Below are 15,912 nucleotides of genomic sequence, written 5' to 3'. Positions count from 1 at the left end.
CGGCCAGAATTTATGGGCGCTGTGCGACTTGCCGTTGATAGGTGGTAAGGCCAGCGCCCAAATGATTATCCCCCACCATCACGCCGTCCCCGCTGCCGTCCACCAGGAAAATGGCCTGACCGGCCGTACCCGCCGCAAAAGCAGCCTGATTGTCTTTGACCACCAAGCCGCGTGTCGGGTGGCGGCGTTCATCCAGCGCCACCGCGATCAATACCGCAGCGCTGGCGATGCTGCGGTGCAAGCGAAATTCATTGTATTGAATGCGCCCCACCCCGCCAAAAGGCATAGCGAAAAGCGGCGGCGCGGGATGGGCCTGTGCTGGAAAATCCGCATCAGACCGCACGGCCTGTTCGTCCATTTGGTCTTCGAACAGATTATCTTCCATATCCACTTGCAGCGCGCGCACCGCCACAGGGGCATCCGCAAAATGGCTGGTGGTCATCCGGAATTTGGCGATGGGACCAATATCCACGCCCGCAACGCAGGTCTGATCAGTGGGGCAGGACGGCATCGGGGCAAGCGCGCCCAATTGCGAAAAGCTGGACTGGCTGATGGTCAATTGGGTGTCGGTCCCAGCAACATGATGGCCCAATAACGCGGCATCGCTGCTGCGAAACAGGCTGTTGACGATGCTGAGCGTGCCGCCGTCCCATGACAAGGCGCTGATCCGGCCTGATATATTATCCGTAGGGCTGCGATAGCCTTGGAAAATCACGCCATCAATCCGCGCAGCTTCACCGCGCAGCACCAAGCCGGCTTTATGGTCGCACAGGATCTGTTCAAAAATCGCACCGCCCGCCTGCGCGGCGACATAGCTGATGCGGCCCGCCGCCTGCACCGCGCATTGTTGATAGAGGCCATTGGCGATGCGAATCGTGCCGCGCGCCGCACCAATGGCGTCGACCGCCTGTTGCAATTGGTCAAAGCCTTGGCCGCTTTCGACGATGACAAAGGCTTTGGTGGTATTATTTTTGCCCTGCGCGGCAGCGCTATTTTTGCCTTGCGCGGCAGCGCTATTTTTGCCTTGCGCGGCGGCGCTATTTTTGCCTTGCGCGGCGGCAGGGGCGGGGGAGAGGAACGCACCAGCCAAATATAGCCCGCACAGCATCCATAGCCTGTTCCTCATCCTCACTCCCCCTGCCCTTTGGGCCGTCAGCCCGTCAGCGGATCAGCCAATCAGTCGAGATTGGGGCGCAGCCAGCGGGTGGCTGTTTCCAAATCGACGCCGCGGCGGACCGCATATTCGGCCAGTTGATCTGGCCCAACCCGCGCCACGCCAAAATAGCTGGCATCCGGATGGCCGAAATAAAAGCCCGAAACAGCCGAGGTTGGCAACATGGCAAAGCTTTCGGTCAGCACCGCGCCGGATGTATTGGCGGCGTCCACCAAGTCGAACAAAATGCTTTTCAAACTATGTTCGGGGCAAGCCGGATAGCCTGGCGCGGGACGAATGCCGCGATATTCTTCGCGAATAATCGCCTGCGGCGTCAATTGTTCTTCGGCGGAATATCCCCACAAGGTCGTGCGAACATGGGCATGGAGACGTTCGGCCATTGCCTCGGCAAAACGATCCGCCAAGGCTTTCAGCAAAATGTCGTTATAATCATCATGGTTCGCCTTGAAACGGGCCAGATGGTCGTCAATGCCATGAATCGCCACCGAAAATCCGCCGATCCAGTCGCCATTGGGGCTGATGAAATCGGTCAGGCACATATTGGCACGGCCTTCGCGCTTGGCGATTTGTTGGCGCAGGAAAGGCAAACGCACGCCCGCCGCCTTGCCTTCGCCGTCCAATATCACATCATCGCCGTCGCGGTGGCAGGGCCATAGCGCCGCGACGCCCTTGGCGGTCAGCCATTTTTCGTTGACGATTTGGTCCAGCATGGCACGCGCATCAGCATAGAGGCTGGTCGCGCTTTCCCCGACCACTTCGTCGGTCAAAATCGCAGGAAAATTGCCAGCCAATTCCCATGAGCGGAAGAAAGGCGTCCAGTCGAACCATTCGACCAGATCGGCCAAATCCCAATCGGGGAAGACATGTTGGCCCGGTTGCAGCGGGGCAGCGGGCTTTTGCGCTTCGTCCAGTACAAAGCCATTGGCGCGAGCGGCTTCGATGGAAATTAGCTCGCTTTGGCCGCGATTGGCGCGGGCAACGCGGATTTCGTCATATTCTTCCTTGAAGGACGCCACATAAGCCTCGCGGCCTGTGTCGGACACCAAGGAGGTCGCCACGCCCACGGCGCGGCTGGCGTCCAGCGTGTGAATGACGGGGCCGTCATAGGCGGGGTCAATGCGCAGCGCGGTATGCACTTTGCTGGTCGTTGCGCCGCCGATCATCAACGGCAGCTTCATACCGGCGCGCTGCATTTCTTCGGCCACGGTGACCATTTCGTCCAGCGACGGCGTAATCAGGCCCGACAGGCCCACAATGTCGGCATCTTCCTTGATCGCCGCTTCGAGGATGGTCGACCATGGCACCATCACGCCCAAGTCCACCACGTCAAAACCATTGCACTGCATCACCACGCCGACGATATTTTTGCCAATATCATGCACATCGCCCTTGACGGTGGCGATCACCATCTTGCCCTTGCCCTTGGCACCCGGTTCTTTTTCTTCTTCGATGAAGGGCAATAAATGGGCCACGGCTTTTTTCATCACGCGGGCCGATTTCACCACTTGGGGCAGGAACATTTTGCCCGAGCCGAACAGGTCGCCGACGACATTCATGCCGTCCATCAACGGGCCTTCGATCACTTCGATAGGGCGGGCCATTTCAAGGCGCATTTCTTCGGTATCGGCCACGACATAGACATCAATGCCCTTGACCAGCGCATGTTCCAGGCGCTTGGCAACCGGCCAACTCCGCCATTCTTCGGCGGCTTTTTCTTGGGCGGCATCCTTGCCCTTATAACGTTCGGCCAAGTTGATCAGCCGTTCGGTGGGGCTCAGCTCTTCGCCCTCCACCTTGCGGTTCAGGATCACATCCTCAACAGCGGTGCGCAATTCGGGGTCGATTTGGTCGTAAATGTCCAATTGCCCCGCATTGACGATCGACATGTCGAGGCCAGCGGGAATGGCATAATAAAGGAACACGCTGTGCATCGCACGGCGCACCGTTTCATTGCCGCGAAAGCTGAACGACAGGTTCGACAAGCCGCCCGAGAAATGAACATGCGGGCAGCGAGCGCGGATTTCGCGCACGGCTTCGATGAAATCGACGCCATAATTGTCATGTTCCTCAATGCCCGTCGCAACCGCGAAAACGTTGGGGTCAAAGATGATGTCTTCGGGCGGGAAGCCAATGCCAACCAGCAGCTTATAAGCCCGTTCGCAAATTTCGACCTTGCGGTCCTTGGTGTCGGCTTGGCCCTGTTCGTCAAAGGCCATCACCACCACAGCAGCGCCATAGTTCATGCATTTGCGGGCATGGTCCAGAAAGGCTTCCTCGCCTTCCTTCATGCTGATGCTATTGACGATGGGCTTGCCGGGAACGCATTTCAGGCCCGCTTCGATGACCGACCATTTGGAACTGTCGATCATCATCGGAACCCGCGCAATATCCGGTTCAGCGGCGATCAATTTCAAGAAAGTCGTCATCGCTTCTTCGGAATCCAGCAAGCCTTCATCCATATTGATGTCGACAATTTGCGCGCCATTTTCCACCTGTTGGCGGGCCACTTCGACGGCGGCGGTATAATCGCCCGCCAAGATCAGCCGTTTGAAAGCGGCGGACCCCGTGACGTTGGTGCGTTCGCCGATATTCACGAAGCTGGAGGAATTGAAAGCAGTCATCTTGTCTTTCCGCAAATATTGTTCAGACGGCCACGGGGCGCGCGAGAATATAATCGTCATACAGGCGCGGACCCACTTGGAACTGGCGGGATCCAATTTGGGTGAAGCCTTGTTTTTTATAAAAAGCGAGGGCGCGGCTATTGCCGTGGTAAACGCCCAGCAACAGGCGCTGATAACCCGCCGCAGCCCCTAATGCGGCGTCCATCAACCGAGCGCCCATGCCCAGCCCATGAAAGCGCGACAGGCTGTAGATGCGCTTTAATTCCAGATCACCGACCTGCGCGGCCGCCAAATCGGGTTGGCTGACCAGCGCATAGCCCAAGGGCGCGCCGCCTGTGGTGGCTTCGATCAACCATGCGCGGGCACCATTTTCCAGCAACGCACGATAGGCATCGCTTTGATGATGACGAGCGCAATGACCCACAATCGCGTCGCCATCGATAACACCGGCAAAGCTTTCGAGAAATGTTGCCGCGCCAACCAGCGCGAGGGCGGCGGCATCCTCTACCCCCGCTTCGCGCATGGTCCAGCCTGTCCCTGCCGTCATGGCTCAGGCCGCCATGATGAAGGGTTCAAGCCCTGCAAGGCGCGTGCGCACGGGAACATCGGGGATGGGCCGACCTTTTAGGCCGTCCACCGCCTTGGCCATCGCCGCAATGTGAGCGGGCGTCGACCCGCAACAACCACCCAAAATATTCACCTGCCCAGCCGCGGCCCATTCCTGAACAAAAGCAGCGGTAGTTGGTGGCAATTCGTCATATTCGCCCAATTCATTGGGCAAGCCAGCGTTGGGATAGACCATCACCAACGTATCCGCGATTTCGCTGAGCAGCTTGACATGCGGGCGCAATTGCTGCGCGCCGAACGAACAGTTCAGCCCGATGGTCAGCGGTTTGGCGTGGCGCACCGCGCACCAAAATGCCTCGACCGTATGGCCCGACAGGTTGCGGCCCGACAGGTCGGTCAGCGTCATCGAAATCATCAGCGGCAAATCGCGGCCCAATTGTTCTTGGGCTTCCAAAGTGGCGCTGATCCCCGCTTTGGCGTTGAGCGTGTCAAAAATGGTTTCGATCAAGATGAAATCCGCCCCGCCCTCGGCCAGCGCGATCACTTGTTCCAGATAGACATTTTTCAAATGGTCAAAATCAATTTCGCGATAGCCTGGATTGTTGACGTCCGGCGACAGCGACAAGGTTTTGTTGGTCGGCCCGACCGCCCCCGCCACAAAGCGGCGGCGGCCATCTTGGGCGGTGAAACGGTCGGCGGCTTCGCGGCCAAGGCGGGCGCTTTCATGGTTGATCTGTTTGACCAAATGTTCCGCGCCATAATCGGCTTGGCTGATGATGTTGGCGCTGAAAGTATTGGTGGAAATAATATCCGAACCGGCCGCGAAATAATCATTGCTGATCGCGGTCACCACATCGGGGCGCGTCAGGGCAAGAATGTCATTATTGCCCTTTTGATCGTGGCTCAGGCCCAGATCGCCCCCATAATCAGCCTCGACCAATTTGCGCAATTGGATCTGGGTGCCCCAACCGCCGTCGGTCAACAAGACGCGGTCTTTGGCGGCGGTAAGCAAGGCTTGGCGGGCGGACAGAACAGAAGTGCTGCTCATGCGGCTTTCTCCGTGTGGGTGGCCGATTGTGGGCGCAGACCCAGCAAGTGGCAAATGGCATAGCTGAGTTCGGCGCGGTTCAACGTATAGAAATGGAAATCCCGTACGCCGCCCGCATAAAGCTTGCGGCACATTTCCGCCGCGATGGTCGCCGCGACCAATTGGCGCGAGCCGGGCAGGTCATCCAGACCATCGAACAATTGCACCATCCATGCCGGAATATCCGTGCCGCACATATCGGCCATGCGGCGTGTTTGCGACACATTGGATACGGGCAAGATACCGGGCAAAATAGGGGCGCTTATCCCCGCCGCTGCGGCCGCGTCGCGGAAGCGCAAAAAGGTGTCCGGCGAAAAGAAGAATTGCGTGATCGCACGGGTCGCGCCCGCATCAATCTTGCGCTTCAAATTGTCGATATCGGCCTGCACATTGATGCTGTCGGGGTGCATTTCTGGATAGGCGGCGACCGAAATATCGAAAGGCGCAATTTTCTTTAGGCCTGCCACCAGATCAAGCGCATTTTCATAACCATTGGGATGCGGGCGATAGGGCGCACCGGCTGGCATATCACCGCGCAGGGCGACAATATGGCGCACGCCAGCATCCCAATAAGCCTGTGCCACCGCGTCAATTTCATCGCGGGTCGCATCGACGCAGGTCAAATGCGCGGCAGCAGGGACTTGGCTTTCGGCGGCAATGCGGGCGACGGTGTTGTGCGTGCGTTCGCGCGTCGTGCCGCCCGCGCCATAGGTCACCGACACAAAATTGGGTTGCAACGGCTCCAACGTGCGGAATGTTTCCCACAGCACCGCTTCCATCTTTTCCGTTTTGGGCGGAAAAAATTCAAAGCTGACGCCTATATCCCCCGCCAAACCGGCGAACAACGGGCTGTCCGCCGCCAAGCGCGCTTCGGCGGCGCTGTCCAAAATTTTGCTCATTTTTATCATCCCTCATCAACGCAGCGCTGGCCCAGCCACAGCTTGACGCTGAGCGTGCCCCCATCCAGCGTTTCAATCTTTTCAAGCTGCAACCCCGCAGCTTCGAACCATTGATTCATTTGTGTATCGGAAAAGCCCAAGCGCGCATGGGCCGCCACGCTGCGCAATTCTTCGTCATCATGCGGCGCGAAATCGACGATCAGCACATGGCCACCCGCCCGCAACACCCGCGCCGTTTCTGCGATCACCCGTTCTGGTTCATGGGCGAAATGCAGCACCTGATGCATGACCACCATATCCACCACGCCGTCCGCCAAGGGCAGCGACAGAAAATCCCCCTGCACCAAATCAATGGGCAGATTTTGGGCGGTCAATTTCGTGCGCGCGATGCGCAGCATTTCTGGGCTGCGGTCCAGCGCGGTAATATGGTCGGCGGCCTGCCCCAAAATTTCCGCCATGCGTCCCGTGCCGGTGCCAATGTCCAGCAAATGGCCAATGGCGCGGCCCTGCATCATGGCCAAGATCGCGGCTTCTACGTCGCTTTCTGCAACATAGCGCGACCTTATGGCGTCCCATTCCTCGGCATGTTCAGCAAAATAGCGTTCCGCCGCCACTTCGCGGTCGGCGCGAACAGCGGTTAATCGGGCGGCGTCCTGCGCAATTTGCGCGGCCTCCTGTGCCATATAGGGCCATTGGTGAATGGTCGACACCAAGGCCGCCACCGGACCCGTGCGCGGCACACGCAGAAACACCCAGCTTCCCTCGCGGTGGCGTTCAATGACGCCCGCTTCGGCCAAAATGCGAACATGACGTGACACGCGCGGTTGGCTTTGATCCAGCACCACCGCCAATTCGCCAATCGCCAATTCCATTTCACGCAGCAACGACACCACACGCAAACGCGTGGGGTCAGCAAGGGCGCGGAAAATGTCGATCAGCTCGGCCATGAAGGCGCACATAAAGAATTCTTTATATGAGGTCAATCACTGGCTGCATGGGGCGTCCCCGCCCATCTTGCTTCGCGATGAACCGATGCTGATAAACGGGCCTCTTTGCCGCCGACAATGGGAATATTGCGACGAACGGAGCGGCGAGCCATCAGATCACCATTGCAGGACAAAATCTGCGCCAGTAAATATAAAGGCTGATTGGCGGGTTCACGGCCTGAATTGTTCAGCCGGAATTTTGTCCGATCGGTTACATCAAGAGGGGTATACCCATATGAAGAAGTCGATCACGCTGTCGCTCGTCCTTGCCGCTTCGCTCGGCCTTGCTGCTTGCTCGAAGCCAGCAGAAGAAACCGCCACTGTCGACACCTCGACGGAATCGGTTGAAGGTGCTGCTGACAGCGCGCTGGACGCTGCTGCTTCGGCTGCTGACACCGCTGCTGTTGCTGCAACCGACGCTGCTGCTGCTGCGACGGACGCGGCGGCTGCTGGCGCTGCTGTTGCAACCGACAAGGCTGCTGAAGCTGCCGGTGCTGCTCAAGAAGCTGCCGACGCTGCAAAGGCTGCTGTTGACGCTGCTAAGAAATAAGCCGCGTTCAGCCATTGGCTGATACATAGAGGGCCGCCTGCGAAAGCAGCGGCCCTTTTTTGCGCCCAGCCTGCATGTGGTGGGCAGCCTTATGGGCCGAAAATCTGCGCAAACGCGCTGACCCGCCTATCAAAGCAGGACAATCTTACCAATCATCATGCAACGAATTTGGCGCTCAAAAGTTCTCACCCCACTTGCCGCTGATCGGATGCGGCAACAGGAAAAGGGAAAATTCTATGCGTAAATTGCTGATCGCATCCTTGGCCGTTGCCACCTTGGGCATGGCCGCTTGTTCGGAAAAAAGCCAACAAGCCACGGAAAATGCGGGCGATGCTATTGCTGAAGATGCCGCAACCGCTGGTGACGCCATTGCGCGTGACGCCGCTGTGGCCGGCGACAAGATCGAAGCTGGCGCAAACAAAGCCGCTGACGCAACCGCAAATGCGGCTCGCGATGCTGGCAATGCCATTGAAGGCACAGTCAACGCCGCTGGCGACGCCGTGAACAAGGCTGGTGACAAAATCAAAACTGAAACTGAAAAAGCCAAAGCCAACGACTAATCCCGATGGCGGCGATGGGTGAAAAGCCCATGGCTTGACGAAGGGCCGCATTCCGATGGGAAGGCGGCCCTTTATCTTGTCAACAGCGCCAACGGGACGGGCGCAGACTCAGCGGCAGTTCGTCACCCGAACATGATATAATTTCGACCAATTTTTGCCGGTCACAAATAAACGCTGCCCCTGATCGTCCCACGCAATGCCGTTCAGCACCATGTCATGGCCCACCGCGCCCGATTTTTCACGTAGCCCTGAAAAATTCACCACTTGGTCAATCGCACCATCGGCGGGGTTTAGGCGGATGATCGCGTCGCTCATCCACACATTGGCCCATATTTTGCCCTGGATGGTTTCCAATTCATTGATCATCGCAATGGGGCGACCGCCCAGCTTCACGGTAACACGGCGCTGTTCCGCCATGGTCGCGGGGTCAAAGAAACGCAGCGTCGATGTGCCATCGCTCAGCGCCATTTCAGGGCCGACCATGGTGATGCCCCACCCCTCGCCTTCATAGCGGAACTGGCCCAGCGGCTTGAGATCCTTGAGTCGCCAGCGATAGCCAACACCGCTGCGCCATGTGACACCGATGATCTGATCGCCCCAGCGCGTAATCCCTTCGCCGAAATGATCGTCTGAGAGGGGCTGGGTTTTCAGGGCCTTGCCGCTGGACAATTGCACGCGCGACAGGCGCGACTGGCCATATTGCCCCGTGCCTTCATATAAATGGCCGTCATGCCAGAATAGGCCTTGGGTGAAGGCGCTGCTGTCATGGGGATATTCGGCCACCACCTCATAACCGCATTGCTGGACCGGTGGCGGCGCAGCGGTGGATGCGGCGACAGATGCAGGCAGCGGGGCCGATGCGGGCGTAGCGGCCAAAGCGCCGCCGACCGGCGAGCCAGCCGCAGAGCCAAAATCATCGCCCAGCGCTGGGGCATGAAAACCAGGGGCGACCATTGCCGCGGCGAAAAAGGCAAAATGAAACAAAATCACACCCCCACGCTAGAAACACCGGCCATCGCTGACAATCCGCAAATTGCCCTTATATGCGGGCGCATTGCACGTCCCGCATCATGATCAGGCCAGACGCGGGGATGATCTGGGGCCGCCTTCATCCCAAAGCGCCCCTGAACCGCGCATGAAAAAAGGGGGCCGGAGCAATGCCCTGACCCCCAAATTCCAACAAGAGCTGGGTGGTGGACTTAGAAGTCCATGCCGCCCATGCCGCCCATGCCGCCGCCCATTGGAGGCATAGCAGGCTTGTCTTCTGGCAGTTCCGAAATGGCCGCTTCGGTGGTAATCAGCAGACCCGATACCGATGCAGCATTTTCCAGAGCGGTGCGAACAACCTTGGTCGGGTCGATCACGCCAGCAGCCTTGAGGTTTTCATAGGTGTCGGTCGAAGCATTAAAGCCTTGATCGACATTGCCTTCACGCAGCAAGTTACCAGCAACCACAGCGCCGTCAAAGCCAGCGTTAGCAGCGATTTGACGCAGCGGGGTTTCGATAGCCTTACGAACGATATCGATACCGCGCGTTTGGTCGTCGTTGGCGCCCTTCAGGCCTTCCAGAGCCTTGGTTGCGTACAGAAGAGCCGTGCCGCCGCCAGGGACGATGCCTTCTTCGACGGCTGCGCGGGTTGCGTGCAGAGCGTCGTCAACGCGGTCCTTGCGTTCTTTCACTTCAACTTCGGTCGCGCCGCCAACCTTGATCACGGCTACGCCGCCAGCCAGCTTGGCAAGACGTTCTTGCAGCTTTTCACGGTCATAATCGCTGGTGGTGGTGTCGATCTGCGAGCGGATCTGTTCCACGCGGCCCTTGATGGCGTCAGCAGCACCGGCGCCGTCGACGATAACGGTGTTATCCTTGTCGATGGTGACGCGCTTGGCTTGGCCGAGCATGTTCAGGGTTACGGTTTCCAGCTTGATGCCCAGATCTTCGCTGATCATTTCGCCCTGCGTCAGGATAGCGATATCCTGCAGCATCGCCTTGCGGCGGTCGCCGAAACCAGGGGCCTTCACAGCAGCAACCTTCAGGCCGCCGCGCAGACGGTTCACAACCAAGGTTGCGAGCGCTTCGCCTTCGATGTCTTCTGCGATGATCAGCAGCGGACGACCCGACTGAACCACAGCTTCGAGGATCGGCAGCATCGACTGCAGGTTCGACAGCTTCTTTTCGTGGATCAGAATATAAGGATCGGCCAGTTCAACCGTCATTTTTTCTGGGTTGGTGATGAAGTAAGGCGACAAATAGCCACGGTCGAACTGCATGCCCTCAACAACGTCGAGTTCAAATTCCAGACCCTTGGCTTCTTCGACGGTGATCACACCTTCTTTGCCAACCTTTTCCATGGCTTCGGCGATCTTTTCGCCGACTTCCTTGTCGCCATTGGCCGAGATAATGCCAACTTGAGCGATTTCGGCCGAGCCGGAAACTGGGGTCGAACGACCTTTCAGATCTTCAACAACCTTGCCAACAGCAAGGTCGATACCGCGCTTCAGGTCCATGGGGTTCATGCCAGCAGCAACCGACTTCATGCCTTCGCGAACGATGGCTTGTGCCAATACGGTTGCGGTGGTGGTGCCGTCGCCAGCCTTGTCGTTCGCCTTCGAAGCCACTTCGCGCAGCATCTGTGCGCCCATATTTTCGAACTTGTCCTTCAGTTCGATTTCCTTGGCAACCGAAACACCGTCCTTGGTGATGCGCGGTGCGCCAAAGCTTTTGTCGATGACAACGTTACGGCCTTTGGGGCCCAGCGTAACCTTTACAGCGTCTGCAAGCGTATCAACGCCCTTCAAAATGCGTTCGCGGGCGTCACGGCCGAATTTTACGTCCTTAGCAGCCATTGGGATGTTCCTTCAAAAATATCAGAAATAACGGAAAAGGAATGACTTAGGCGATGATGCCCAGAATGTCCGATTCCTTCATGATGAGCAGATCTTCACCATCGACCTTCACTTCGGTACCCGACCATTTGCCGAACAAAATGCGGTCGCCAGCCTTCACGTCGAGGGGAATGCGGTCGCCGTCTTCGTCACGGGCGCCTTCGCCAACAGCGACTATTTCGCCTTCGCTGGGCTTTTCTTTTGCCGAATCAGGAATAATGATGCCGCCAGCGGTCTTTTCATTGGCTTCGATACGGCGAACCAGCACGCGGTCGTGCAACGGACGAAATTTCATGGATGTCCCTCCAGAAACAATAAAATGACATTTAGCACTCACTGCAAAGGAGTGCTAACAGACGGGGATATGGGCGGCGCTTTTGATCGCTTCAAGGATGATAGCGAAAAAAATTTGCATATTTTTGACGCCGCCCATCAGCCGCGCTGAAAGCCAAGCGTCAAGCCTTTGGTAACAACCCAAAAGCGGCACGAAAATGCCAACGCGCCATCAGCAAAATGGCCGCGACCAACAAGCCGACCGCCAAACCAATCCACACACCGACACCGGCATAGTCGGTCCAGAAACCCAGATAGATGGACGTACCATAGCCCGCGGCCCAATATCCAAACATCGCGATGAACATGGGCGTGCGCGTATCTTGCAGGCCGCGCAAGGCCCCTGCGGCGACTGCTTGCGCGCCATCGGCGAGTTGAAAGGCCGCCGCGATCACAAGGAATTGCAAGGCAAAGCCAACCAGCGCGGCATTTTGCGGTGCGTCAACATCCACATAGATGGACAACACCAATTTGGGTGCAAACCACATGATCGAACAGGTCAGCACCATGAAGCCCACGCCCAGCAAAAAGGCCGAGCGGGCCGCCAAGGCAATCCCCAAATGATCCTTGGCGCCATAAGCCAGTCCCACCCGAATCGTGGCCGCTTGCGCCACACCAAATGGGATTTGAAAGGCCAGCGACGCGACTTGCAGCGCAATCGTATGTCCTGCCAATTCGCTTTCGCCAATGCGCCCCATCAAAAAGGCCGCGCCCGTGAACAGCCCTGCTTCGGCCAAAATGGTCAGCGCGATGGGCAGGCCGATGCGGATCATATCGCGAAAACGCTGCCATTCCGCGCGCCAGAAATTCCCGAAAATGTGGAAACGGCGGAAGCGGCGGTCGGTTTGAATGACGATGATATAGGCGAACATCATCACAAAGCTGGTGATCACGCTGGACACGGCCGAGCCATAGAGTCCCAGTTCCGGCATTCCCAAATTGCCGAACACCAAAGTCCAATTCCCCAACGCATTCACGAACAACGCCAAAAAGGTGATCATCGTGGCAATGGTCGGACGGCCCAATGTCGCGACGAACACCCTTAGCACCGCCGATGCGATCATCGGAAATGTCGCCCACATCAAGATGCGCAGGAACGAACCCGCACGTTCTGCGGTGGCGGGGGGCTGGCCCGTTGCCAACATGACATCCTTGCCCATCCAGCAAATGGCCATGAACAAACAAGACAGAAGAAATGACAGCCACAAAGCCATACGCATGGTGCGCCGCACTTCGCGTACCGCATGGCTGCGCTTGCCCAGTTCCGCAGCCATTAACGGCGCGGCGGCCCCCACCAAGCCGCTGCCACTCCATACCAACAGGCCAAATATCGCGACCGACAAAGACGCCGCCGCCAAGGCCGCATCGCCCAAGCGCGCTACGAAAATCACGTCGATGGCGTGCACCATCATTTGCAGCAAATTGGCCGCGGCCAAAGGCAGGGCCAAATGGAACATCGATCGAAATTCGCGGCCAAAATTGGTCGTTGCAGGGGTCGTCACTGCGGATGTCGGTGTGAAGGAAGTTTGAGAAGCGGTCATAGATGCTTGGCGATAGGGCTTTACACGCAGAGCATCAACCATTGTACAGCCATGGTCATGGCATGAAGTGTCGATCTTTGCACCGCTGGTGCCCCAAAGCCACGCGCCCCATGTCCCCACATGATCCGCCTACCACCCCCGTCGCCATGCTATCGCGCCGATCCAAGCCATGGCGGCATGTGTACGCTCAGCTTCTGGTGCCGCCTCAGGGGCCGGCGAACCAATGTACGCCCATTTCCCAAGCAAAGAGCAGGAAGGTCAGCGTCAACCCCACCACAAATAAACGATAGGCATAAGCCAAATAGCGGTATTTGCGCCGCGCCAGCACCACGCCATTTTGATAGGTATCGCGCAGCATGGTTTCGTAAAAATCCTCCTCGCTGCGCAGACGTTGTTTCACGGCGTCAATATAATCCCCCTCGCTCATATGGGCGAATTGGCCGAAAAACAGGATATTGGCGGACGGGCCGCTGACCGGACCCGTACCGATGCGGGGCAAAACCGCTGAAATGGCCAGCAACGCCGATAAGAAAGAAAAGGTCGCCAGCACCGCCAATGGCATCGACAAGAGACCCGCGCTGCTGCGGGCTTGGCCAATGGCCAAGGTGAACACCACAAAGGTCGCGCCCATCAAAATGGATGCCTTTTGATCGGCCATTTGGGACAATTGCATGGTCAATTGTTGATTGGTTCGCACCAAATGCACCGCATTGGGGGGAAAGGATATAGCGGGTTTTTGGGCAATATGCTCAGTAGATTCGGCGGCTGCGGCAACTGCGCTTAAAGTCTCTATGGTCATCGGCCCCTCCCGCCCCATTGGGCATAGCTGTTCATCGCATAGACCGCCTGTTGGCGTGACCATCTTCGTGCCAGCGCCATGGGGTTCGCCCCATGGGTGACAGGCTGCGCGCCCCTTTTGTGATGCAAAGGTGACATCTTATGCGGATATGAACAAGATACTGCCCTCTTATCGCCTCAATCACTTGCCAAGCCGCCGATCACACGTCATTTCCGCACCAAATTTCCAAGACGGGACCCGATGATATGAGCACCCCACTCAACCAGAAAATTTACGACCTGATCGAACCCTTTAACAAAAAGGGCGTCGAGCTGGGCGACAACACAAGCTTTGCTGGCGATCTGGAATGGGACAGCCTGACCGTGATGGATTTCGTCGCCGAAGTCGAAGATAGTTTCGACATCATCATCACGATGAACATGCAGGCGGAAATTGAAACCGTGGGCCAATTGGTGGCAGCGGTCGAAAAATTGCAGGCCTGACACCGCGCCGATCGCAGGACGCCGCTTGGTGTCCCTGCATCGGGGCCTATGGATCAAATTCGGTTGAACCACCGACCCTGGTCCACCCCGCACCGCGCATGGCTTGCTTTTTTCCCATAAGATATTCCATGCTGCCCGCTGGACAGCATAAGAAGGCTAAATATGACTGACCTTTTTTCCAAATTCGACCCCTTGATCGAACAACGCCGCGCTTTGCTGGATACCGGCGTGACGGACCCGTTCAGCTTGGTGATGGAAAAAGTTCTGTCGCCCACCACCGCCATTTGTAATGGGCGCGAGACGATCTTGCTTGGCACCTATAATTATATGGGGATGACGTTTGACGAAGACGTTATCAAAGCGGGCCAAGATGCGCTGCGCGATTTTGGCGCTGGCACCACTGGCAGCCGCGTGCTGAACGGCACCTATCAGGGCCATAAAGAAGTCGAAGAGGCCTTGAAAGAATTTTACGCCATGGATCATGCCATGGTGTTTTCGACCGGATATCAAGCCAATCTGGGCATCATTTCGACCATTGCTGGCAAGGGTGACTATGTCATATTGGATATCGACAGCCATGCCAGCATCTATGATGGCTGCAAAATGGGCGACGCCGAAATTGTCGCCTTTCGCCACAATGACATCGAAGCCTTGGAAAAGCGGCTGAAGCGCCTGCCCGCCGATGCGGGCAAGCTGGTGGTACTAGAAGGCGTCTATTCGATGCTGGGCGACATTGCGCCGTTGGACAAGATGGTCAAGCTTGCCAAGCAATATGGCGCGATGGTGCTGGTCGACGAAGCGCATAGCATGGGCTTCATTGGCGAACATGGGCGCGGCGTGGCCGAAGCCCAAGGCGTGCTGGATGATGTGGATTTCGTCATTGGCACGTTTAGCAAGAGCGTAGGCACGGTTGGCGGTTTCTGCGTGTCCAACCACCCCAAATTTGAAATCATGCGGCTGGTATGCCGTCCTTATGTCTTCACCGCATCATTGCCGCCCAGCGTGGTCGCCACCGCCGCGACCAGCATCCGCAAATTAATGCATGGCAGCAACAAGCGCGCGCATTTGTGGGAAAATAGCAAGACGCTGCATAAGGGTTTGACCGACGCTGGTTTTGAACTGGGCACCAAAGAAGCCCATTCCGCAATCATCGCGGTGATCATGCCAGACTTGGAACGCGGCGCGATGATGTGGGAAGCTTTGTTGGAAGAAGGGCTTTATGTGAATTTGGCCCGCCCGCCCGCAACCCCTGCCGGTATGACCTTGCTGCGCTGTTCGCTGTGCGCCGAACATAGCAGCGATCAGGTTGGTGAAATTTTGGCGCGCTTTACCCGCGCAGGAAAGCGTGTCGGCATTATTGCTTGATGCCATCACGGACCCAAATGGCGGTACGGCGCGCCCCAATACACGGGATAATCGATATATTGAAAA

General features: G+C 57.5%; 15 protein-coding genes. 4 read left to right on the top strand and 11 right to left on the bottom strand.

What is annotated here, in order from left to right:
* Nucleotides 1-10 precede the first annotated feature (10 nt).
* From LKO31_RS05045 to LKO31_RS05020, 6 genes are read right to left on the bottom strand one after another with little or no spacing between them, the layout of a single operon-like run.
* Nucleotides 11-1,126, bottom strand: coding sequence for a hypothetical protein (locus LKO31_RS05045; RefSeq protein WP_227689040.1), 1,116 nt, complete (start codon nucleotides 1,124-1,126; stop codon nucleotides 11-13).
* Nucleotides 1,127-1,176: 50 nt separating this feature from the next.
* Nucleotides 1,177-3,795 carry a methionine synthase gene (gene metH / locus LKO31_RS05040; RefSeq protein ID WP_227689038.1) on the bottom strand — a complete coding sequence of 873 codons (2,619 nt, stop codon included), beginning with the start codon at nucleotides 3,793-3,795 and terminating at the stop codon, nucleotides 1,177-1,179.
* 22 nt (nucleotides 3,796-3,817) lie between these two features.
* Nucleotides 3,818-4,342, bottom strand: coding sequence for a GNAT family N-acetyltransferase (locus LKO31_RS05035; protein WP_227689036.1), 525 nt, complete (start codon nucleotides 4,340-4,342; stop codon nucleotides 3,818-3,820).
* 3 nt (nucleotides 4,343-4,345) lie between these two features.
* Nucleotides 4,346-5,410, bottom strand: coding sequence for a homocysteine S-methyltransferase family protein (locus LKO31_RS05030; protein ID WP_227689034.1), 1,065 nt, complete (start codon nucleotides 5,408-5,410; stop codon nucleotides 4,346-4,348).
* The gene (metF, locus tag LKO31_RS05025) at nucleotides 5,407-6,348 is read right to left on the bottom strand and encodes a methylenetetrahydrofolate reductase (protein WP_227689033.1); all 942 of its coding nucleotides are present in this window, start codon (nucleotides 6,346-6,348) and stop codon (nucleotides 5,407-5,409) included. Before metF ends, LKO31_RS05030 begins: the two co-directional genes overlap by 4 nt.
* A gap of 5 nt (nucleotides 6,349-6,353) precedes the next feature.
* The gene (locus LKO31_RS05020; RefSeq protein ID WP_227689587.1) at nucleotides 6,354-7,295 is read right to left on the bottom strand and encodes an ArsR/SmtB family transcription factor; all 942 of its coding nucleotides are present in this window, start codon (nucleotides 7,293-7,295) and stop codon (nucleotides 6,354-6,356) included.
* A gap of 274 nt (nucleotides 7,296-7,569) precedes the next feature.
* Here LKO31_RS05020 and LKO31_RS05015 point away from each other — a divergent pair, with 274 nt between their 5' ends.
* Together LKO31_RS05015 and LKO31_RS05010 are read left to right on the top strand one after the other, a co-directional pair.
* Complete coding sequence (locus LKO31_RS05015; RefSeq protein WP_227689031.1) at nucleotides 7,570-7,884, top strand: hypothetical protein; 315 nt, start codon at nucleotides 7,570-7,572, stop codon at nucleotides 7,882-7,884.
* 236 nt (nucleotides 7,885-8,120) lie between these two features.
* Nucleotides 8,121-8,444 carry an entericidin EcnAB gene (locus tag LKO31_RS05010; protein ID WP_227689030.1) on the top strand — a complete coding sequence of 108 codons (324 nt, stop codon included), beginning with the start codon at nucleotides 8,121-8,123 and terminating at the stop codon, nucleotides 8,442-8,444.
* 108 nt (nucleotides 8,445-8,552) lie between these two features.
* Here LKO31_RS05010 and LKO31_RS05005 read toward each other — a convergent pair whose 3' ends face one another.
* From LKO31_RS05005 to LKO31_RS04985, 5 genes are all read right to left on the bottom strand, one after another.
* On the bottom strand, nucleotides 8,553-9,434 hold the full coding sequence (locus tag LKO31_RS05005; protein WP_227689028.1) for a glutaminyl-peptide cyclotransferase: 882 nt from the start codon (nucleotides 9,432-9,434) through the stop codon (nucleotides 8,553-8,555).
* A gap of 209 nt (nucleotides 9,435-9,643) precedes the next feature.
* Nucleotides 9,644-11,287 (bottom strand): chaperonin GroEL, encoded by a 1,644-nt coding sequence (groL, locus tag LKO31_RS05000; protein ID WP_227689026.1) that lies wholly within the window; start codon nucleotides 11,285-11,287, stop codon nucleotides 9,644-9,646.
* Nucleotides 11,288-11,333: 46 nt separating this feature from the next.
* On the bottom strand, nucleotides 11,334-11,621 hold the full coding sequence (groES, locus tag LKO31_RS04995; protein WP_227689024.1) for a co-chaperone GroES: 288 nt from the start codon (nucleotides 11,619-11,621) through the stop codon (nucleotides 11,334-11,336).
* Nucleotides 11,622-11,781: 160 nt separating this feature from the next.
* Complete coding sequence (locus LKO31_RS04990; protein WP_227689586.1) at nucleotides 11,782-13,116, bottom strand: MATE family efflux transporter; 1,335 nt, start codon at nucleotides 13,114-13,116, stop codon at nucleotides 11,782-11,784.
* A 289-nt stretch (nucleotides 13,117-13,405) separates the two neighbouring features.
* Nucleotides 13,406-13,999, bottom strand: a complete 594-nt coding sequence (locus tag LKO31_RS04985) for a Pycsar system effector family protein (RefSeq protein WP_227689023.1) — start codon at nucleotides 13,997-13,999, stop codon at nucleotides 13,406-13,408.
* A gap of 245 nt (nucleotides 14,000-14,244) precedes the next feature.
* Between LKO31_RS04985 and LKO31_RS04980 the strand changes: the two genes are divergently transcribed.
* Together LKO31_RS04980 and spt are read left to right on the top strand one after the other, a co-directional pair.
* On the top strand, nucleotides 14,245-14,481 hold the full coding sequence (locus tag LKO31_RS04980) for an acyl carrier protein (RefSeq protein WP_227689021.1): 237 nt from the start codon (nucleotides 14,245-14,247) through the stop codon (nucleotides 14,479-14,481).
* A gap of 162 nt (nucleotides 14,482-14,643) precedes the next feature.
* The gene (gene spt / locus LKO31_RS04975; protein ID WP_227689020.1) at nucleotides 14,644-15,846 is read left to right on the top strand and encodes a serine palmitoyltransferase; all 1,203 of its coding nucleotides are present in this window, start codon (nucleotides 14,644-14,646) and stop codon (nucleotides 15,844-15,846) included.
* The last annotated feature ends 66 nt before the right edge of the window (nucleotides 15,847-15,912 follow it).

It is taken from the genome of Sphingopyxis yananensis, assembly GCF_020687785.1.
Classification (GTDB): Bacteria; Pseudomonadota; Alphaproteobacteria; order Sphingomonadales; family Sphingomonadaceae; genus Sphingopyxis; species Sphingopyxis yananensis.
This window is presented reverse-complemented; position numbering and strand designations above follow the sequence as displayed.